The organism is Kitasatospora sp. NPDC091207 (genome assembly GCF_044768625.1).
Lineage (GTDB): Bacteria > Actinomycetota > Actinomycetes > Streptomycetales > Streptomycetaceae > Kitasatospora.
Genome location: NZ_JBIVVS010000017.1, coordinates 7039 through 26837 on the forward strand (window position 1 = coordinate 7039; position 19799 = coordinate 26837).

Sequence of the window (19799 nt, forward strand, 5' to 3'; positions counted from 1 at the left end):
GTCGGGCGAGGTCCGGCCCGGGCCGGGTCGGCCGGCCACGAGGCCGTGCGGGCCGTGCCGGTGGAACGGGAGGTGCCGGCGGTCTGGAACACCGGGGCGGAGCACCCGGTCGGGCGAGGTCCGGCCCGGGCCGGGTCGGCCGGCCACGAGGCCGTGCGGGCCGTGCCGGTGGAACGGGAGGTGCCGGCGGTCTGGAACACCGGGCCGGAGCTGCCGGCAGGGCAGGGGCTCTCCCGGGCCGGGGCGGCCGGCCACCAGGCCGTCCGGGGGATGCCCGTCGGGGGGCAGGAGTGGGAGACACCTGCCGCCCGGCGGACCGTGCAGGGCGGCCCGGCCGGTCACGAGGCCTCCCGGGCGGTGTACGTCGGGCAGGAGGCCGTTCGGGCCGTCCCGGCGACCGGGCAGGCCGGCACCGGACCGGAGGCACCGGCCGCGCAGGAGGCCGCCCGGGGCGAGGCCCCCGCCGGCCGGACCTCACCGGCCCGGCCGTGGTGAGCCCCGCCCGCCGCTGAGGCACGCCGGTGGTGGGGGAGGGGGCGCCGGCCCGCCGTCGGGGCGGCGCCCCCTCCCCGGCGCACGGCTGCCGGGGCCGCGCGGTTCGTCAGACCGGCTGTGCGGGGCTTTCGGCGAGGTTCCAGTGGGCCTCCGGGTGGTCGAAGGCGCGCTGGTAGTCGGGGCCGGCGATCGGGAGGCCGGCGAGGAACTCCTCGGGCAGGTCGAACGCGTCCACCAACTGCCGCCCCCGGTCGGCCAGCCGGGCGATGGCCTGCTCGACCAGGTCGGGGAGCGCGCGGACCTGGTCGGCCGTCAGCAGGCCCTCCGCCAGCAGTAAACCGCTCCCGGCGGCGACGCGGCGCAACGCGAAGAGCCGGTACAGGTCGATCAGCAGGTCGCGGGCCCGCAGGTCGGCGGCCTGCTCGGTGAGGGCGAGCAGGGCGGCGCCGGCGGAGCGTTCGGCGTGGGCGGTGACGGCGGCCAGGGCGGCGGGCGAGGCGGTGTTCCAGCGGCGCAGGCTGTCCCCGGACGGGGCCTGCCGCAGCAGGGCGCGGGCGCGGGCGAGGTGCGCCTGCTCCGCCGCGTGCAGCAGGGCCTGGAGGACGGCAGGGTGCTCGGGGCCGCCGGCGGGGACGGCCGCGGGCGGGGCGGACTCGGCGAGCAGGAGTTCGGCGCCGGCCTTGGCCCAGAGCGCGAGGTTGTCGCCCTCGGCGGTGATCGTGCCCTCGATGTCCATGGCGAGCGGGGAGATCCCGTTGACCGGGAGCAGCCCCTGGGCGCCGCAGCGTTCGCGGCACTCGATGATCAGGCTCCGGGCCTGCCAGGTGGTCCAGCCCTTGGCGACGGCGACCTGGCGCTCGGCGGCGGCGACATCGGCCGGGTCGGCGTGGTCCCGGCCGGTCCAGCGGGCGACCGCGGCGCGGTGCAGGGCGGTCATCGCGTAGGCGGTGGCGGCCGCCTCCAGCAGCGGGCCGTGGTGGCTGCGGTGGGCCCAGACCGGGATGCGGCGGTCCGCGCGCGCACCGGTCACCTCGCGGTGGTGGGCGTAGCGGATCGCGACGGTCAGCGCCGCGCGGGCGCTGCCGACGGCCGCGGCGCTCATGCAGAGCTTGCCGACGGTGACCCGGCCGATGCTGGTGAGGAACCGTTTCCGCTTGCTGCCGAGGGCGCTGGTGAACGTGGCGTCGGGGCCCAGCCGGCCGTGCGCGCCGGTCAGCAGCGCCTCCTGGGGCAGCAGGACCTCGTCGAAGGACGTCAGGCAGTGGTCCACCGGGTTGCCGGGGCGCCGGGGCAGCGGGCGGACGGTGATGCCGGGCAGCGGGCCGGCCTCGTCGGTGAGCGGGGTGAGGAAGAGGAAGATCCCGTGGTCCCGGCCGTCGACCAGGAGGCGGGCGGCGACCACGGCGGACTTCGGCCCGCCGGCCGGCCCGGTGTTCGGCATGAACTTCTGCGCCCCCGCGTCGGGGGTGTGCAGGGTGAAGGTGCGGTCGGTCCGGTCGTAGACGGCGGTGGTCCGCAGCGCGGTGGCGTCGTTGCCGTGGCCGAGTTCGGTGCAGAGGAAGGTGCCGATCCGCTCCATCGCGAGGTACGGGGCCAACGGGCGCTTCTCGTGCGGGTCGTGGTCGAGCAGGCTGCCGAGGAACAGGTTGTAGTGGATGCCGGCGACGACGACCAGGGCGCCGTCCAGCGGGCCCAGCCATTCGTGCAGGGCGGTCAGCGCGACGGGGTCGGTGGCGAGGGCGGTGGCGTCGATCGCTCGGTTGACCCGCCGTAACCGCCGGTAGGAGGCGGCGATCCGGTCCGCGGTGCCGGCTCCCTGGTCGTTCCGCAGCCCGGGATCGGCGAGCAGCTGCCGCCAGGGGGCGCGTGCCCGCTCGTGGTCGGCGCCGAAGAGCAGCCGGGTCAGCTCGGCGGTGGTCGGGTCGGCGGTGGCCGGCTCGGTGGCCGGCTCGGTGGTCGGGCCGGAGGCGTCCGGCGCGAGGGGGTTCGGCGCGAGGAGGTCCGGGGACGGGGGGTTCGGGTTGTCCGCGGTGACGGTGCGAGGGCCGGGCATGGTTGTCATGAGGTGATCAATGGGCGGAGTGCCGCCTGGGAAACGGCTTTGTGATCAAGATCACCGCGGGTGGCGGGCCTCCGGCGCGGGCCCGCCACACTGCCGGTGGCGTTCGGGCCGCTACTTGTCGATGTGGAAGGACTCGCCGTAGACCTTCCAGCTCAGCGGGGTGTGCAGGTCGAGGTTGCCGGCCTGGAGGAACACCCGCTGCGCGGTGTCGATCCGGGAGGTGTCGGAGTGGGCGGCCTCGGTGCGCATGGCGGCGGCGCGGGCGTCCAGGAAGGCGGCGAGGTAGGCCTTCTCGTCACCGCCCTGCGCCGGGGTCTTGGCCTTCTTGAGCGCCGCCGCGCGGATCCCGCCGAAGCTGTCGGCGCTGTTGCCCGGGCCGTGCATCACGATGGCGTCGTAGTAGGCGAACTGGCCGAGCGCGTGCAGGCCGTCGCTCTTGGCCTGGTTGACGGCCGGGGTGAAGTAGACGCGGTCGCGCTCGTCCTCCTGGGCCTTGCGGAAGAGCGGGTCCTGGGCGGCCTTCTTCCAGTCCGAGGTGAAGTCCGGGTCGAGGCCGCTGTGGGAGGCGGAGCCGTCCAGCTTCTCCAGCGCCGGGAGGTACTTGGCGAGGATGTTGTCGGGCTTCAACTCGCGGTAGTGGCGCACCATCTCGACCATGTCGCCGGTGCCGGAGCAGAATCCGACGATGCCCGCGGTGTAGCCGCGGCCGTCCTTGATGTCCTCGATGTAGGCGAACTGGGCCTTCCAGTCGAGGGAGGAGTTCTCGGCGCTGGAGACGATCTGCTGGGCGATGTCCTTGAGGCGCGGGTCGGTGAGGTCGCCGGCACCGGTCGTCGGGGGCTTGCTCGACGAGCCGGAGGGCGAGCCGCTGGGTGCTCCCGACGGTGCGCCGCTCGGGGAACCCGAGGACGAACCACTGGGTGAACCGCTGGGCTTGGTGGGCGGCTTGGCCGCGGGCTGGGTGGTCCGGTGGGGACGGCCGTGGTTCGCCGGGGCGGGGGTGGTGCCCGTGGTGGTGGGCGAGGCGCTCGGCGAAGGGCTCGCGGACGCGGCGGCGGCCGGGAGGACGGGGAGAGCGCCCGCCAGCAGCAGGGCGGTCAGGGCGAGCGGGGCGGGCCGGATCGGCATGGAGGCTCCGGGGTCGGGCGGCCGGATCGGCCGCGGACGGGGGCGGGCGAGCGGGTTCGTCTGGGGAACGGCCGCCGTCCGACCGGCGGTTCACACACCGTCAGGGACGGCCGGCAGCTCGATCCCCGGGGTGAGGTGGAAGCGCTCGGGCTCCTCGACCGGCCTGCGTTCGGCCGGGCTCAGCTGGTCCCTGCGGTCCAGCCACGACCGCAGCCGGGTCAGGGCGCTGCGGTCGCGTTCGGCGGGGTCACCACCGACGGCGCCGGCGCACTCGCGGAGCAGGACCCGGGCGGGGTGGCCGGAGGGTTCGGCGGGGGAGACGGCGAGGACGGTGAAGGCCGTGCCCGGGGCGAAGGTCACCCGCAGCTCCTCGGTGCCCGAGCCGAAGGCCGAGGTGCGCCGGCCGGTGGCCGACCAGATGACGAACTCGACGACGGAGCCGGGAAGTTCGACGGCGGTGGCGGTCAGGCCGGTGACCGGGGCGGGCTCCGTCAGCCGCTGCCCGACCGGGTAGTGGGCGAGCAGGGCCGCCGGATCCGGGCCGGGCGGGGCGCAGAGCAGGACGGCGCCGTGATGGCTGGGGAGGCGGCGCAGACCGGAGCCGAGGCAGCGGAGGAAGGGCGCGAGCGCCGGGTCGCAGGAGCGCGCGGCCGCGATCAACTCGGCGCGGCCGGCCGGGACTCCGGTGTCGCCGTGGTGCAGCAGGACGGCGGCGAGATCGGGCTTGATGTCGTCCTTCGAGGTGGAGCGCAGCCCCGGCAGCCGGGTGGCGACCTGATCGACCCGGCCGGAGCAGCGGTGGTAGTGCTCGCCGAGCAGCGCCCGGACGGCGTCCCGGTCCTCGGTGCCGCTGACGGCGACCTGGACGGGGAAGTCCTCCGCGCGGAGGTGACGGGCCTGCAGCGGCGCGGGTGCCGGGTCGCCGTCCGGCTCCTCGGCCTCCTCCTCGGGGTGCTCCACCGGCGCGGTGGCGGGTTCTTCGTCCGGGCGTTCACGCGGCTGTCCGTCCGGCTGTCCGTCCGGCTGTCCGGGCGGTTCTTCGCCGGGCGTCCCGGTGGGTGGCTCGGTGGGCGATTCGCTGCCGGGCGTGGCCGGCCCGGCGAAGCCCGGCTGCCCGAAGGCCGGTTCGGGGGCGGTCAGGGCGTGCGGGTCGGCCGGGTCCGTCCAGGGGTCCGCCGGGTCCGTCCAGGGGTCGCTCTCCGCGCCGGCCGGGGTGGCGGCCGGCGCCGGTTCGGCGGCGAAGGCCGGGGCGGTGGCATGGGGACCGGACGCGTGGGGGCCGGCGGCGGGCGGCGGGGAGGCCACCGGCGCGGCGAAGCCGGGGCCGCCGGGGCCGCCGCTGGTCGCGGTCCGGGTGGGCGGACCCACCGGCCCGGGCGGCGGGGCCGCTGTCGGTGCGGTCAGGGGCTCGGACATCGGCTCGGTCGTGGGCTCGGTCATCGGACCGACCGCCGAGGCGGTGCCCGAGTGATCGCCCGAAGGACGGCCGGATAGCTCGCCGGAGACGCCGGCCCGTGCCGTCCCGGCGGTGAGCGCCGCACCGGCCGAGGCGGTCGGTACGGCGACGGCCGAGGGAACGGCCGGCGGGCCGGAGTGCGGGCCGGGGATCGGGCCGGAGAGCGCCGAGGGCGCCGCCACGGCGGCCGGCCCGGGCCGCGGCGCGGCCCCGACCCCCGTCCGTGCCCCGGGGAGGCCACCGATCCCGTACGACACCGCCGCCACCCCCGGCACGGAGCCGGCCGGCTGCTCCGGTCCGAGCCAGTCCAGGTCGTGCATCCGCGCGATGAAGCGGGCGATCCGCTCGGTGGCCGGCTCCAGCAGCCCGTGCACCAGCAGCCCGAAGCCCTCGGAGCCGGAGGACGGCAGACGGTCCAGCAGCGTGCCCAGTTCCTCGAAGACATCGGCCTCGACCGGCCGGTCCCGCTCGCCGACGATCAGCAGCGGGCGGGCCGCCTCGGGCCGGCGGAAGCGCGGGGTGAGGACGTGCGGCGGCTCGGGCCGGAGCCAGAGCCCGGCCGGGACGGCCTCCAGCGCCCAGTACGGGAACGCCTCGAAGACACCCGGCCCGTCGGTGCGCCAGGACGCGCCGCCGTTGCGCCAGGCGGCCGGGGCGGTGCCCTGGCCGGGCGCGGCGGCGAGCCGCAGCAGGTACGGCTCCCAGCAGGCCTGGCCGCGCGAGTCGAGGATGCGCGAGGTGGGGCCGCCCGGACCGAGCACCGGGAGGCCGATCGCGGCGTTCACCGGGCGGGCCAGCCGGGCCGACAGCGCCCCGGTGAGGGCGGCGAGTTCGTCCGGCGCGGCCCAGGGCGCGCTGACCAGCAGCCGGGCGGTGTCGACGGGCAGGCCGGCCACGGCCTCGGCGAAGTCCTCGGGGAGCAGGACGGGCACGGCCGGCGTGCCGACGACCAGGACCACGGTGCCGGGCGGCGCGCCGGCCATTCCGAGGCCGGGGAGGGCCCCGGCGGGCGGGGCGGACGGGTGGGTGAGCCAGAAGCCGGCCGGCAGCCGCAGCACCTGGACGGCCGGGGGGCGGCGGGGGATGCCGAGGTGCTCGACCGGGAGGTGACCGGTGTGGGCGGCGGGCGCGACCGCGACGGCGGTGGAGACCGGTTCGATCGGGGCGGTGGCGCCGATCGTCTCGCGCACCCGGCGCGGTGCGCCGCCGGGTGCGCAGTGCCACCAGGAGGCGGCCTCGGCGGCGCCGTCGGGCGCGGTGACCTTGAGGTTGCCGTCCGGAGTGATCTCCACCAGACCGTCCGGCGCGATCACCGGCAGGCCGGCCCGGTCGGCGACGATCTCGGCCGGCCGGCGGCCGTTGGGGGCGAGCGCGGCGAGCCCGGAGGCGGCGAGCACCAGCGTGGCGGCGCCGCGCGAGCGGGCGATCACGCCGAGGTCGGCCATCCGGTCCCGCAGGACGGGGGCCGAGTCGGGGGCGGCCGCGACCACGACGACGCTGCCCGGGACGGGGCGCAGCGTGCCGACGGCCGCCGACAGTTCGTCCTCCCCGGCGGTGGCGGGGGCGATGACGAAGTGCGGTCCGACCGGGCGCAGTTCGGACCGGACGGCGACGGCGACGGCGGCCCCGGCCGGGGCGCGGGTCGCGGCGAGGGCCGGCGCGAGGGCGGGTGCCGCGGCCTCGGTCGCGGCCGGTCCGGCGGCGGCCGCCAGGATCGGGGCAGCGGGGTCCGGGGCAGCGGGGTCCGGGGCCGCGGGGGCCGGGGTGCCCGGGCCGGCGGGCAGCGCGGCGGCCGCGCCGCGCCGGCGGCCGAACCGGCGGCGGGGCGCGGCGGGGTCGCCGGAGGGCAGGCCGAGGCGGGAGAGACTCATCGTCCGGGTATACGGGCGCGGCCCGGCCGCCGGTTCAGCCACCGGCCGGGGACCGCCCGCGCGGCGCCCACCGCCGAGCGGCGCCCACTGCCGGGTCCGGCTCCCATTCGGCCAGGGCTCCCGCACGGCCGAGCCTCTCCGACGGTTCAGGCCGCCGCTCCCTCCGGTCCCGCTGTCCCTCACCGCTCCCCGCGCGCGGGCCGCGCCACCCGGGCGCGGTCCCCGGCGCTCACGCCGCCGTCACGCCGCCGCCCCGCCGTCCTCGCCCGCCGGCTCCGGCATCAAGCCGGTCTGCACCTGGAGGGTCCGGCGCCGGGTGATGTGCAGGGCGCGCCCGGGCGGCAGCTGACGCGGCTTCACGCTGCCGAACAGGGTGCCCTCGCTCGGCGGGCAGGAGAGCAGGGTGACCGGGGTGTTGACCTCCTGGAGCCGGCGCAGCAGCTGGTCGGAGTACGCGCGTCCGATGCCGTTGGCGGAGCGGGCCACGATCAGGTGCAGACCGAGCTCGGCCCCCTGGGCGAGATGGTCGAGCACCGGACCGAACGGGCTGCTGCCGACCTGGCTCGGGATGAGGTCGTAGTCGTCGACGATGATGAACAGCTCCGGCCCGGTCCACCAGTCGCGCAGTCGCAGCCGGGCCGGGCTGATCTCCTCCCCGGGCAGCCGGGCCTCCATGGCGCGGGCCGCTCCGGTGACGACCTGCCGGAGCACGTCCACGGCGACGGCGTAGCCGAGCCGGTACTCCTCCGGGACGCTGTCGTAGAGCCCGCGCCGGAAGTCGATGAGCATGATCCGCGCCTCGGCGGGGGTGTAGGCGGTGGTGATGGCGGAGACCATCAGGCGCAGCAGGTTGGTCTTGCCGCTCTCGCTGTCGCCGACCACCAGCAGGTGGGGCGACTCCTCGAAGTCGTGCCAGAGCGGGGAGATCGTGGTGTCCTCCAGGCCGATGGCCACCCGCAGCCGGCCCTCGGGCGCCGGCAGGGTGGCGGCGTCGAGCTGGAGCGGCAGCATCCGCACCTCGGGCGCGCGCGGGCCGGTCCAGTGCTCGTTGACGGCGTCGACCAGGTCCTCGACACCGTCGGTGAGGCTCTCGCTGTCGCCGATGCCGTCGATCCGGGGGAGCGCGGTGAGGAAGTGCAGCCGCTCCTGGGTGAGGCCGCGGCCGGGGACCCCCCGGGGGACGGTCTCGGCGGCCCGCATATTGATCATCGAGTCGATCGGGTCGCCGAGCCGCAGTTCGAAGCGGGTGCCGAGCTGGTCGCGCAGCCCGCTGGAGATCTCGCCCCAGCGGCCGGCCGTGACCACCAGGTGCACGCCGTAGTTGAGGCCGCGTCCGGCGATCAGGGTGAGGGCGGGCAGGAAGTCCATGAACTCCTGGCGCAGCGTGTTCCAGCCGTCGATCACCAGGAAGACGTCGCCGTGCCGCTCGTCGGCCAGGGCCTGGTCCCCGGCGGCCCGGCGACGCCGGAAGGTGGCCATCGAGTCGATGCCCAGCTGGGCGAAGTACTGCTCGCGCCGGGCGATGATGCCGTTCACCTCGGCGAGCGTGCGGCCGACCCGCTCCGGCTCGTGCCGTCCGGTGACGCCGCCGACGTGCGGCAGCCCGCGCAGCCCGGACAGGGTGCCGCCGCCGAAGTCCAGGCAGTAGAACTGGACCTCCTGCGGGGTGTGGGTGAGGGCCAGGCCGGTGATCAGGCCGCGCAGCATGGTGCTCTTGCCGCTCTGCGGGCCGCCCGCGATGCCGACGTGGCCGCCGGCGGCCGAGAGGTCGGCGGTGAGCAGCTCGCGCATCTGCTGGAACGGGCGGTCCACCACGCCGACCGGCACGGTCAGGGTGCCGATCGCCGGGCGGCCGTCGGGGGCCAGTCCGTGGTGCGGGGACGGCGCCAGCGGCGGCAGCAGCTCGTCCAGGGTGGGCGGCGTCTCCAGCGGCGGCAGCCAGACCGTGTGGGCGGGCGGGCCGACGTCGAGCATCCGCTCGGCGGCCAGGTCCAGCAGGGTGGCGGTGCTCTCCTCCTCCGCGGCGAGCCGGGCCGCCTCGGCCGCCACCGCCTCCGGGTCCGGCCGGCGCGGCGCGGTGTACTCGGTGCCGTAGGGGACGATCTGGCCGGCCGCCGCGGCCTGCTGGGCCGCTCCGCGCCGGCGCCGGTAGGGCCCGGAGACGTACGCGGCCTTGAACCGGGTGAGGGTGGCGATGTCGCTGCGCAGGATGCCGTTGCCGGGCTGGGAGGGCAGCTGGTAGGCGTCCGGCACGCCGAGCACGCCGCGGCTCTCCATCGCGGAGAAGGTGCGCAGGCCGATCCGGTACGACAGGTGGGACTCCAGGGCGTGCATCCGGCCCTCGTCGAGGCGCTGCGAGGCCAGCAGCAGGTGCACGCCGAGCGAGCGGCCGAGCCGGCCGATCATGATGAACAGCTCCATGAAGTCGCGGTGCGCGGAGAGCAGTTCGCTGAACTCGTCGACCACGATGAAGAGCGTCGGCAGCGGGTCGAGCTGGACGCCGCCGGCCCGGGCGGTCTCGTAGTCCAGCAGCGAGCTGTAGTTGCCGGCCGAGCGCAGCAGCTCCTGGCGGCGGTTCAGTTCGCCGTGCAGGGCGTCGCGCATCCGGTCGACCAGCGCGGCCTCGTCCGCCAGGTTGGTGATCACCGCCGAGGTGTGCGGGAGTTCGTCCAGGCCGAGGAAGGTGGCGCCGCCCTTGAAGTCCACCAGCACGAAGTTGAGCGTCTCGGAGGAGTGGGTCAGCGCGAGCGCCAGCACCAGGGTGCGGAGCAGCTCGGACTTGCCGGAGCCGGTGGCGCCGATCAGCATCCCGTGCGGGCCCATGCCGCCCTGGGCGGACTCCTTGAGGTCCAGTTCGACGGGGTTGCCGTCCGCGCCGACGCCGATCGGCACCCGCAGCCGCTGCCCGCGCGGGCGGTCCGCCCAGCTGCGGGCGACGTCGTGCTGGTACAGGTCGTTGACGCCCAGCAGCGAGGTGAGGTCGAAGTCGGTGCTGAGCGGCTCGGAGGCGTCCCGCGAGTCGCCCAGCCGGTACGGGGACAGCACGGTGGCGAAGCGGCGGGCGGCCGGGAGGAGCAGGCCGTCCGGGCGGCCGAGCGGGGTGACCTCGTCGCGCCGGTTGCGGTCGGCGGCGACCAGGTCCAGCTGGTCGCCGGTGATCCGCAGCCGCAGCCGGAACGGCGCGTGCTGCCACTCGACGGCCCCGGAGAGGTCGACCAGGACGGCGTTGCGGTAGCCGGCCAGCAGGGCCCGGCTGCTGGCGGGCACCTTCACCCCGTCCAGCACGATCAGGGTGAACGGCTCGTCCCGGCCCGGCTGCGCGTCCGGCTCGTAGGGCGGGCGGTCGGTGAACTCCGGGCCCAGCAGCTGTTCCAGCTCCAGCACCGAGTCGGCGACCAGGCGCACCGCGCCGGCGCCGTCCGTCTCGGTCGGGTGCAGGGCGTGCGGCAGCCACTTCAGCCACGTCCAGTGCTCGCGCAGCTCGGGGGAGACGGCGGCGGCGACCCGCAGCTCGTCCGGGGCGTGGAAGAACGCCAGCTGGGCGATCATCGCGCGGGCCAGGGCGCGGGCCGGCTCGGGGTCGGCCGGCGCGCCGGCGGCGTCCGGATCGGGGGCCGGGGCGGCGGCGGGCGCGCCGATCGCGGCACCGGTCAGGGTGCCGAGGAGGTCGGGGGCGGCCTGCTGCGGTTCAGCGGCGGGGGCCGCGCCGGTCGGGGCGCCCTCCTCCCCGGGGTACTCGCAGCGCAGCAGGATGTGGGCGTAGCCGCGGACGTGGACGGCGATCGGCTGGTCCGCGATCGAGCCGTAGGCATTGATGAACCGGCGCAGCGCGTGCGCGCACAGCGGTTCCAGGTCCTCCACCGGCTGGGTGGCCAGCGGCGCCAGCTTGACCGCCAGGCGCTGGGCGCCGGTGGCGATCCGCACGTCGCCGAAGTCCGGGTGGGCCGCGCGCCGCTCCCACAGCCGCGAGGTGCGCACCAGCGAGCCGAGCACCGCCGGGTCGGGGTGGCGCCAGGCCAGGGCCTGCCGCTGGTTCACGATGTGGCGGCGGACCTGGCGGCGCATCTGGGAGAGGTAGCGCAGGTAGTCCCGGCGTTCGCCGCGCAGTTGGCGCTTGCGGTCGCTGGCGCCGCGGATCAGCTGGGTCACCAGCATGCCGACGGCGGACAGGCCCATCATGCCCATCGCCACATAGGTGAGCGGCCCGCCGCTGGACTGCGGGTTGAGGAAGATCATCACCATCGAGAGCGAACTGAGCGCCATCGGCGCCATGGCGATCACGTTGGACATGCCGCTCTGCTGCTCCGGCAGGACCGGCGGCTCCTGCAACTGGAGCTCGCCGTCCGGCATCGCCGGTCCGGGGCGCCGGGGCGGACGGTCGACCAGGACCACGCTCAACGGGGGTTCTCCTCTCGCGGCGCCGGTGACGCCGCTGGTGGCGGTGGGCCCGGCGGCTGGGGCCGCGCCGCACTCAGGCGTACGGCCCGCGCACCCCCGGCGGTTCACCGGGGGCGCCCGGGGAACCGGGACGGCACGGCCGGTGAACCGTTCGCCCGCCGCCGCCCGTACTCCTCCAACGGGAGACCGGGCAGGCCGGGGCTCCGCGGGAGGGCGCGACAGGTGAGCGGTACCACGGTGGCGGCAGGGCTGGTCCGGCTGAGGTTCCGCGCCCCCGAGGCCGCGTTCGAACTCGCGCTCCCGGGCGACGTCGTCCTCGCCGACCTGCTGCCCGCCGTCCTCGGCTACGCCGGCTCCGCCGTCGAGGAGGGCGGCACCGAGCACTCCGGCTGGGTGCTCCAGCGCGCCGGCGGCCCGCCGCTGGACGAGGAGCGCACCCTGGAGGCGCTCGGGCTGCGCGACGGCGAGGAGCTCTTCCTCCGCCCGGGCCAGGAGGCACTGCCCGAGGTGCACTTCGACGACCTGGTGGACGGCGTCCGGGCCGGCACCATCGCCCGCGGCGACTCCTGGCGGCCCGCCGCCACCCACCACTTCGCACTGGCCCTCGCCCTGGTCGCGCTGGCCGGCGGCCTGCTGCTGCTCGCCCTGCCCGGACCGGACGGCCCCCGCTGCGCCGCGGCCGCCGTCACCGCCGTGCTGCTGCTCGCCGGTGGCGGCGCCGCGACGAGGCTGGTCGGCGACGCGCCGGCCGGTACCGCGCTCGGCGCCGCCGGCGTCGCCTACGCGGCCGCGGCCGCCGCCCTGCTGCCCGGCGTCACCGGCCCGGCCCGGCTGCTCGCCGGCGGTTCGGCGGCGGTCGGCGCCACCGTGCTGGCGCTCGCCCTGGTCGGTGCCGGCCCGTTCTTCGCCGGGCTGGTGGCGGCCGGCGTCCTGGCGCTCGGCTCCGGCGCGCTGGCCACCAACGGGGTCCCGACGACGCACTCCGCCGCCGTGATCGCCGCCGCCGCCGTGCTCTTCGGGGCGTTCGTCCCCGGCCTGGCGTTCAAGCTCTCCGGGCTGCGGCTGCCGGCGCTGCCGCGCAACGCCGACGAGCTCCAGGAGGAGATCGAGCCCTTCGAGGCCGACGACGTGCTCGCCCGCAGTCTCGTCGCCGACAGCTACCTGGCCGGCTTCTTCATCGCCGCCGGCACGGTGTGCGCGGGCGCTCTCGCGCTGCTCGCCACGGCCCGGGACGGCGGCTGGGGCACCACCGCGATGTCCGCCGACCTGTCGGTGCTGCTGCTGCTGCACGCCCGGGACATCGGGGGCATCCGCCAGCGGCTCGCCCTGCTGCTGCCGGGCGCGCTGGGCGTCGCCCTGCTGGCCGTGCGGTACGGGCAGGACACCGATCAGTCCGGCCGGTTCGTCCTGTTCACCGGGCTGCTGATCGCCGCGACGGCGCTGGCCGTGACCGCCTGGACGGTGCCGGGCCGGCGGCTGCTGCCCTACTGGGGCCGGGCCGGCGACCTGCTGCACTCGCTCGCCGCGCTGGCCCTGCTGCCGCTCGCGCTCCAGGTGCTCGGCTTCTACGGGATGATGCGCGGCCTGGCGGGCTGAGCCGGCGCCGCCGCCCGGCCGCCGACCCGCCCGCCCCGAACCCCGTACCGAGGAGGACCACCGCATGCAGTCCCGACGCGACCAGGTGCAGGCCCACCTGTTCGTGATGAGCCGGGTCGCCGCGGGCGTGCTCCGCGCCGAGCCGGACGCCCCCGACACCCCCGTCGGCCGCACCAACCGCGGCGCCGTGATCGGCCTGGCCGTCGCCCTGCTGATCGGTGCCGGCGCCGGCGTCTACGGCATGATCAAGCCCGGCGGCTCGACCGGCTGGCAGAAGCCCGGCACCCTGGTCGTGGTCAAGGAGACCGGTGCCCGGTACGTCTTCGCCGGCGGTCTGCTGCACCCCGTGCTCAACGAGGCCAGCGCCAAGCTGCTCGCCGGCGACCAGCTGAAGGTCGACCAGGTCTCCGCCAGCTCGCTGGAGAAGGCCGAACGCGGCACCCCGATCGGCATCATCGGCGCCCCCGACGGGCTGCCCGGCCCGGCCGCCGTCGCCGGCGCCGACTGGCTCGTCTGCACCGTCCAGACGGCCACCGCCGCGGCGGCCGGGCCCGCCCCGCAACTCTCCGTCGCCGTCGGTACCCGCCAGTCCGGCCGGGGCATCGGCGAGCGGGGCGTCCTGGTCGGCGCGCCCGACGGCAGCGTCCAACTGCTCTGGCACGGCCGCCGGTTCGCCCTCGACACCGCGGGCGGCGCCGCCCGCGCCCTCGGCTACACCGCCGCCGTGCCCGTCCCGGTCACCGCCACGTTCCTGGCCGCCTTCCCGGCCGGGCCCGACCTGCGCGCCCCCGACCTGCCCGGCCGGGGGAACCCCGGTCCCCCGGTGAGCGGGCGCGCGACCCGGATCGGCCAGCTGTTCACCGGCGCCGGCGAGGAGCGGTACGTGCTCACCGAGCAGGGCCTCGTCCCCGTCAGCGCCACCCAATTCGCCCTGATCCAGGGCGATCTGCGCACCCAGCGGGACGCCTACGGCAGCGGCCAGGTCACGCTCTCCCCGGTCGGCGCGGAGGACCTCGCTGCCCACTCCGCGCCGCCCGCCGCCACCACCGCGCTCACCCCGGCCGAGCTGCCCGCCCGGCCCCCGGCGCTGCAGGCGCCGACCGGCGGCCAGGCCGTCTGCGGGGCCCTGAACCCGGCGGGCGACGGCGGGGACCTCGCCGTCGTCGTCCCGGAGGCCACCGCGGTGCTCGGCCTGCCGCCGGCCCTCCAGCCCGGCGTCATCCCCAGCTGCACACCCGCCGACCGGATCGCGGTGCGCCCCGGTGGCGGATCCCTGGTGCGGGCGCTGAACGGCGGAGGCTTCGGCAGCACGCTCTACCTGGTCACCGACACCGGCGTGAAGTACCCGCTGGCCTCCGCGGCGGTGGCCGAACGCCTCGGCTACGCCAAGGCCGCCCCGACCGCGGTGCCCGGGCGCCTGCTCTCGCTGCTGCCCACCGGGCCCAGCCTCGACCCGGGGCCGCTCGCCGGCGGCATCGTGCAGCCGCCGGCCGCCGCCGAGGGCCGCTGCGCGCGCTGATCCGCCGCGCCGCCGCCGGCCGGTGAACCGTCCGGCGGCGGCGTCCCGTTCACCCTGGCGGGCCGCTCCTGGCGGCCCGTGGCACACGTCGCCGGCCGGGTGCGGCCGGCACTCACGGAGGAGGTACTCGCGATGGCTCAGCAGACGACGATCGACCAGAAGGTCCTGACGGACATCAGGACCATGGTCGAGTCGCGGTACAACGAGATGTCGCAGACCGCGGCCTACATCGAGGACATCAACACGGCCGTCCGGGACAGCTTCTCCGGTGCGGCCAGCACCACGTTCCAGAACCAGATCAACGACTGGCTGGAGCAGTACGCGTTGGTCAAGCGGGAGTACGACGGCTTCCACGCGAAGCTCGGCGACGGCGGCCAGATCTTCAACGCGGCCGACGACCACACGGCGGGCCTCGCCAACTTCAACGGCGGCGGCGGCGCGGGGCAGCACGTCGAGGACGTCCTGAACCCCCGCTAGCCGACACCGTGCACGGCCGCCGCGGACTCGGTGGCCGACGCCCGCTCCTCCTCACTGACTCTCCGTTCTGAAGGGACCGCACCATGGGCAACATGTCGCTCCACTACGCCGGCATCGACAGCGCCATCACCGACCTCGAAGCCCACGCGGCGACGATGCACAACGCGATGACCCAGTTGAAGGACTACCTCGACGGCAAGATCAACGTCGAGCTGGTCGGTGACTTCTCGGTCGCGGCCGGGGCCCTCTCGCAGCAGCTCCACAACTCCGACGAGACGATGGGCAAGAAGATCGTCGCGGCCCACCAGGCCCTCACCGAGATCCGCAACGTCATCAAGGACGCGGACATGCGGGCCAGCAGCCACTTCGACCACGTCGCGGGCTGAGTCGGATGGCGGACAAGCCGGACGGCGAGGGCAGCGGCGGTACGACGGAGATCACCGACGACTACCTCGCGAGGTTCGCCAAGGAGAAGCTCGAAACGCTGATCACCGAGATCAACGGCAACCCGGCGGTCACCAAGATCAGGTCGTACGACCACATCCCGATCCTGGCGGGCACCGACGGCATCGTGTTCACGTCGCCCGGGGCGTTCAAGACGTCCTACACGGAGTACTGCAAGGCGATCAGCCTGCAGTTCGGCAAGCTCACGAAGCAGCTGACGACCCTGAAGGGTGACCTGGGCATGGCGGACCTCATCCTGTCGAACGCCCATGAGGAGGCCCTCACCGAGGCCCAGCTGATGTGGCTGATCAACCCCACCCTGTCCGGGGGTGGCGGCGGAGGCGGCGGCGCCGGTGGCGGCGGCGCCTGAGTGTCCGCCACCAGGCGGAGCCGGCCTCGGCGCGGGCCGGCCCCGCCTCATCTGTTGTAGCGCCTGGCCGTGGAGGGGCCTGACATGGGCAAATGGGAAGACATGCTCACGTTCTTGTCGTCATCGAGCGACCAGGCGACGCCTACCAGGGAGTCGGTGGTCGATGACTCCAAGAAGTGGGTCAAAAGCGCTCTGGAGAAGGCCAAGAGCGGAAAGCTGGACAGCGAGGTCCTGAACGCCTGGCGGGGGGCGGAGGAAGCCGGGTCGCACTTCGATGTCTGGGTGTCCTGGAACTTCACCATGACGTTGGGATCGAACACTCAGCACGGCTCCTACACGATAGGCACCAGCTACGACGTCGACGCGGTGGAAGGTCCGGACTCCAAGATCCAGAAGTTTCTGGACGGCGCCGCGGTGATGACCCGTATGTTCAACCTTCCCGAAGACAAACGCATCAATGACCGGCTGGACATTCCCGGTTTCGCGACGGTGGCCGATGACATCAAGAATCTCAAGGAGTACGTCGCGAAGCTGGCCCCCCAGGTCAGCGGCTGGGCGAAGGAGATCGACGAGCCGGGCAGCAACTGGCAAGGCAGTGCGGCGGGCGCGTTCCGTGGCCTCCTGCTGGCTTTCGGGAACGAGGTCGAACGCTTCCACCGCGAGTTGGAGTCGGATGTGGAGCAGTCCCTGCGGACGTGTACCCCCGGTCTGAACGCCGCGTTGATGTACATGAACTACGGCTGGACCGACTATCTCAACTCGCGGAACCGGTGGGGTGGTTTCGCTCTGACCAAGGCCTTGGTGGACGGGCTCGCCGGCGCGAGTGTGAAGATCGAGAAGGCAACGGTCACGGGCGCTACGGAGTTCCATGACGGTGCGAACCCTGGACAGACCTACGCCGATGTCAACAGCTTCCCGAGCGGCTGGAGCGCGAAGTCCTTCACCTACACGGTCACGGGCGCGGCTTTCGGGGATCCCAAGACGGTGGCGTTCTGGGAGAAGGTGGACCACGAGGCGCGGGTGATCTGGCAGAACAACGTCGTCGATATCCTGGATGTTCAGGCCAACAACGCGCAGATCATCGTCGGTGGCCAGTACGACAGGGCCAAGATCCTGCTCGACGCCCACGTGTCGGACCTCGCGCTGCGGATGCCCATGCCCGCCCCGCCGTCGACCGACGATCCGACCAAGGACGGTCCGGGCGGAGACGGTCCGAAGACCGATACCCCGGACATCAAGACGGACGACATCACCGGCGGCGGTGGCGGCGGCGCCGGCGGAGGGGGAGGCTCGGGCCCGGACATCAAGGACATCACCGGCGGGCCCGGTACCAAGGACCTGGGTCTCAACGGCGACAAGACCGGTGACAACTGGAACCTCACCGGCAACGGCGGCGGCTCGGGCACGTCCGGGGGCGGCGGAACCGGATCCAACGGCGGCCTCGACCTGATCGGCGGCGGGGCCGGCGGGAACAGTCTGCTGGGTGACAACTCGCTGCTGGGCGGCGGGGGTTCGAATCGGCCCGTCACCGTTCCGCCCGGCTCTGTGATCACCAAGGACGGCCGGATCGTCGACGAGAACGGCAATCCCGTCCTCGACTCCAACGGCAACCCCATGGTGGCCGGGCCGAACTACACCATCGGGCCGGACGGCACCCTGCGCGACGACAAGGGCAACACCGTCTCGGAGTACCGGCAGCTGCTCGCCGACCGGTACTCCGGCGACGGCGGGGACGGTCTGCTGACGCCCGGGAACTTCGGTCCCGGCGGGTTCGCGTACAACACGGGCGGTCTCGGCGGCGGCCTGTCCGGTTCGGGGTCGGGCCCGCTCACCCCCGGTGGCGGCCCGGTGATCACCGGCATGGGCGGTGGCCTGAGCTCCCGCGCGCTCGCGGGCGGTGCCGATCCGAACACCATGAAGGCCGCGGTCGACCAGGCCAACGCCGAGCGGATGGCCGCGGAGAAGGCCGCCAAGGCCGCCGCCCAGGAACAGGCGCTGCTGACCGGCCGGCAGACCCCCACCAGCTCCAGCGGCATGCCGCCGATGATGCCGCCCGGCGGGATGGGCGCCGGCGGCCAGGGCGGTGCCAACGACAAGGACCGCCGGCGCACCACCTGGCTGGCGGAGGACGAAGAGACCTGGGGCACCGAGACCGGCGCCGTGCACGGCGTCATCGGACGCTGACGCAACCGGTGTGCCGGGCCGCCCGAGGGCGGCCCGGCACACCGGCCTTTGACGACACGACAGGAAGCGACACATGAGCAACCCCTTCGCGGAACAGATCGCCGAGGCGATGGCGGAGATGCAGAGCGAGCTGGCCAGGGCCGAGGAGATGCAGAAGGAGATGAACGAGCTCACCGCCTCGGTCACCTCCAAGGACCGCATGGTCACCGTCAAGGTCGGCTCGCAGGGCCAGGTCGTCTCGATGACCTTCCACACCAACGGCTACCGCGAGATGGCCCCCGCCGAGCTGGCCAAGGTCCTCACCGACTCGCTCAACGAGGCCCGCGCGGCCGTGGGCGAGCAGGTCGCCGAGCGGATCGGCCAGTTCGACGGCATGGGGGAGACGCTGCGGCTCTCCATGACCGGCGGCACCGAGCTGGACGAGATCCTCGAACCGCTCTGGGCCATGCGCCCGGGCTACGAGCCCGAGGACCAGAAGAAGAAGACGGGCCGCCAGGAGGAGTTCCATGGCTAGTACCACCGCGAAGACCGCCGAACTCAAGCAGAAGTTCGGCGAGTTCTTCGAGCTGAAGGACATGGTCGACAAGGTCCTGCACCACGTCGAGACCATCAATGCCGCGAATCTGCAGGTCGGCGGCAACGACGAGATCGGCAAGCAGTACCACGCGCAGGTCGACGACGGCACCAAGAACCTGTACGACCTGATCCTCAAGATCAAGGGCACGATGGGCTCGGTCGGCCAGAACGGGGAGGTGCTGGCCGAGGCGCTCGACCGGGCCAACGACCACTCCCACGACATCGCCAACGGGATCTGACGCCGGACCTCCGGGCCCCTCCGCGGGTGTGTGGAGGAAGCGGCCGCAGGACCCCTGACAAGCAGTGACGGCGCGCAGGCGCCCCTGGAACGACCGGAACGGCAGGCAGCACGTGCCCCACTCGTCGATCGAGGTCAACGCCTCGACAGCACGGTTCTTCACCATCATCACCGGCATGCCCTGGCCGGAGGTGAAGGAGGGAGACCTGCGCGAGCTGCGGGACAGCTACGAGCTGCTGTCCACGGAACTGCCCGAACTGCGCGACCTGATCATCAAGGTGGCGAAGGACTGCAAGGGCCACATGGAGGGCCAGGCCGCCACGTCGTTCATCTGGCAGCTGAACTCGTTCGTCGGCAAGGCCGAAGGTGGCGGGGACGACTACGTCGGGGCGGCGGCCAAGACCGCCAAGGCACTGGCCGACTGCGCCGGTGACGTGGCCAACGCGGTCGAGTACACCAAGTGGATGGCCATCGCCCAACTGGTCCAGCTGATGGTCGAGATCGCGCTGGCGATCTTCTGGGCGCCGTTCAGCTTCGGCACCAGCCTGTCCGGGCTGGTGCTCAGGAAGCTGCTCACCAAGGTCGCGCTCACGGCGCTGATGAAGTACCTGCTCAAGACCATCGCGATGCACACCTTCTCGGGCATCGTGGGCGGTCTGCTGATGGACGGGATCATCCAGCACCTGCAGATCGGACAGGGCAACCGCGACCACGTCGACAAGGAGTACACCAAGCAGGCGGCCCTCTTCGGCCTCATCGGCGGTGTCCTCGGCGGCCCGCTGGAGCTCTTCGGCATGGGCCTGGGCAAGCTGCTCGGCCGACTGCTCGGCAAGAGCGGCGGCCGGCTGCTGGCGGACAAGCTCAGCACCTACCTGATCAAGGGGGACCTCCAGGGCCTCAAGGGCGTGCTGGAGGCGGCCACCAAGGCGGCCGAGAAGGAGGGGATCACCGGTTCGCTCGGGGCGGTGACCAAGAAGGCGGCGAA

13 protein-coding genes and 1 pseudogene are annotated in these 19799 nt (G+C 74.5%); 10 read left to right on the plus strand and 4 right to left on the minus strand.

What is annotated here, in order from left to right:
* Positions 1 to 495, plus strand: a pseudogene (locus tag ACIQTO_RS25360) (hypothetical protein); the annotation flags it as partial.
* Positions 496 to 601: 106 nt separating this feature from the next.
* Here the strand turns inward: ACIQTO_RS25360 and ACIQTO_RS25365 are convergent.
* The 4 genes from ACIQTO_RS25365 to eccCa form a co-directional block, all read right to left on the minus strand.
* The gene (locus ACIQTO_RS25365; RefSeq protein WP_402392181.1) at positions 602 to 2557 is read right to left on the minus strand and encodes an acyl-CoA dehydrogenase; all 1956 of its coding nucleotides are present in this window, start codon (positions 2555 to 2557) and stop codon (positions 602 to 604) included.
* Positions 2558 to 2668: 111 nt separating this feature from the next.
* Positions 2669 to 3685 carry a chitosanase gene (locus ACIQTO_RS25370; protein ID WP_402392184.1) on the minus strand — a complete coding sequence of 339 codons (1017 nt, stop codon included), beginning with the start codon at positions 3683 to 3685 and terminating at the stop codon, positions 2669 to 2671.
* A gap of 90 nt (positions 3686 to 3775) precedes the next feature.
* Positions 3776 to 7012 carry a hypothetical protein gene (locus tag ACIQTO_RS25375; protein WP_402392187.1) on the minus strand — a complete coding sequence of 1079 codons (3237 nt, stop codon included), beginning with the start codon at positions 7010 to 7012 and terminating at the stop codon, positions 3776 to 3778.
* Between the two features lie 240 nt (positions 7013 to 7252).
* Positions 7253 to 11362 carry a type VII secretion protein EccCa gene (eccCa, locus tag ACIQTO_RS25380; RefSeq protein WP_402392472.1) on the minus strand — a complete coding sequence of 1370 codons (4110 nt, stop codon included), beginning with the start codon at positions 11360 to 11362 and terminating at the stop codon, positions 7253 to 7255.
* A gap of 270 nt (positions 11363 to 11632) precedes the next feature.
* On the opposite strand from eccCa, the gene eccD reads away from it, so the two are divergent.
* The 9 genes from eccD to ACIQTO_RS25425 form a co-directional block, all read left to right on the plus strand.
* Positions 11633 to 13006, plus strand: coding sequence for a type VII secretion integral membrane protein EccD (eccD, locus tag ACIQTO_RS25385; protein WP_402392190.1), 1374 nt, complete (start codon positions 11633 to 11635; stop codon positions 13004 to 13006).
* 64 nt (positions 13007 to 13070) lie between these two features.
* The gene (eccB, locus tag ACIQTO_RS25390) at positions 13071 to 14525 is read left to right on the plus strand and encodes a type VII secretion protein EccB (protein ID WP_402392193.1); all 1455 of its coding nucleotides are present in this window, start codon (positions 13071 to 13073) and stop codon (positions 14523 to 14525) included.
* 132 nt (positions 14526 to 14657) lie between these two features.
* Positions 14658 to 15002 (plus strand): hypothetical protein, encoded by a 345-nt coding sequence (locus ACIQTO_RS25395; protein WP_402392196.1) that lies wholly within the window; start codon positions 14658 to 14660, stop codon positions 15000 to 15002.
* A gap of 92 nt (positions 15003 to 15094) precedes the next feature.
* Positions 15095 to 15388 (plus strand): hypothetical protein, encoded by a 294-nt coding sequence (locus ACIQTO_RS25400; RefSeq protein WP_402392199.1) that lies wholly within the window; start codon positions 15095 to 15097, stop codon positions 15386 to 15388.
* Between the two features lie 5 nt (positions 15389 to 15393).
* Positions 15394 to 15816: a hypothetical protein gene (locus tag ACIQTO_RS25405; RefSeq protein ID WP_402392201.1), complete on the plus strand. Its 423-nt coding sequence runs from the start codon at positions 15394 to 15396 to the stop codon at positions 15814 to 15816.
* Between the two features lie 84 nt (positions 15817 to 15900).
* Positions 15901 to 18000, plus strand: a complete 2100-nt coding sequence (locus ACIQTO_RS25410; protein WP_402392204.1) for a hypothetical protein — start codon at positions 15901 to 15903, stop codon at positions 17998 to 18000.
* 73 nt (positions 18001 to 18073) lie between these two features.
* Positions 18074 to 18514, plus strand: a complete 441-nt coding sequence (locus ACIQTO_RS25415) for a YbaB/EbfC family nucleoid-associated protein (protein WP_402392206.1) — start codon at positions 18074 to 18076, stop codon at positions 18512 to 18514.
* Positions 18507 to 18815 carry a hypothetical protein gene (locus tag ACIQTO_RS25420; protein WP_402392208.1) on the plus strand — a complete coding sequence of 103 codons (309 nt, stop codon included), beginning with the start codon at positions 18507 to 18509 and terminating at the stop codon, positions 18813 to 18815. The genes ACIQTO_RS25415 and ACIQTO_RS25420 overlap by 8 nt, the downstream gene beginning before the upstream one ends.
* 64 nt (positions 18816 to 18879) lie before the next feature.
* The coding region (locus tag ACIQTO_RS25425) for a hypothetical protein (protein ID WP_402392210.1) at positions 18880 to 19799 on the plus strand (920 nt) is incomplete at its 3' end.

Coding starts and splice junctions, on each gene's coding strand:
- ACIQTO_RS25365 (WP_402392181.1), bottom strand. CDS start 2,557: ATGACAACCATGCCCGGCCCTCGCACCGTCACCGCGGACAACCCGAAC.
- ACIQTO_RS25370 (WP_402392184.1), bottom strand. CDS start 3,685: ATGCCGATCCGGCCCGCCCCGCTCGCCCTGACCGCCCTGCTGCTGGCG.
- ACIQTO_RS25375 (WP_402392187.1), bottom strand. CDS start 7,012: ATGAGTCTCTCCCGCCTCGGCCTGCCCTCCGGCGACCCCGCCGCGCCC.
- eccCa (WP_402392472.1), bottom strand. CDS start 11,362: ATGCCGGACGGCGAGCTCCAGTTGCAGGAGCCGCCGGTCCTGCCGGAG.
- eccB (WP_402392193.1), top strand. CDS start 13,071: ATGCAGTCCCGACGCGACCAGGTGCAGGCCCACCTGTTCGTGATGAGC.
- ACIQTO_RS25395 (WP_402392196.1), top strand. CDS start 14,658: ATGGCTCAGCAGACGACGATCGACCAGAAGGTCCTGACGGACATCAGG.
- ACIQTO_RS25400 (WP_402392199.1), top strand. CDS start 15,095: ATGTCGCTCCACTACGCCGGCATCGACAGCGCCATCACCGACCTCGAA.
- ACIQTO_RS25405 (WP_402392201.1), top strand. CDS start 15,394: ATGGCGGACAAGCCGGACGGCGAGGGCAGCGGCGGTACGACGGAGATC.
- ACIQTO_RS25410 (WP_402392204.1), top strand. CDS start 15,901: ATGGGCAAATGGGAAGACATGCTCACGTTCTTGTCGTCATCGAGCGAC.
- ACIQTO_RS25415 (WP_402392206.1), top strand. CDS start 18,074: ATGAGCAACCCCTTCGCGGAACAGATCGCCGAGGCGATGGCGGAGATG.
- ACIQTO_RS25420 (WP_402392208.1), top strand. CDS start 18,507: ATGGCTAGTACCACCGCGAAGACCGCCGAACTCAAGCAGAAGTTCGGC.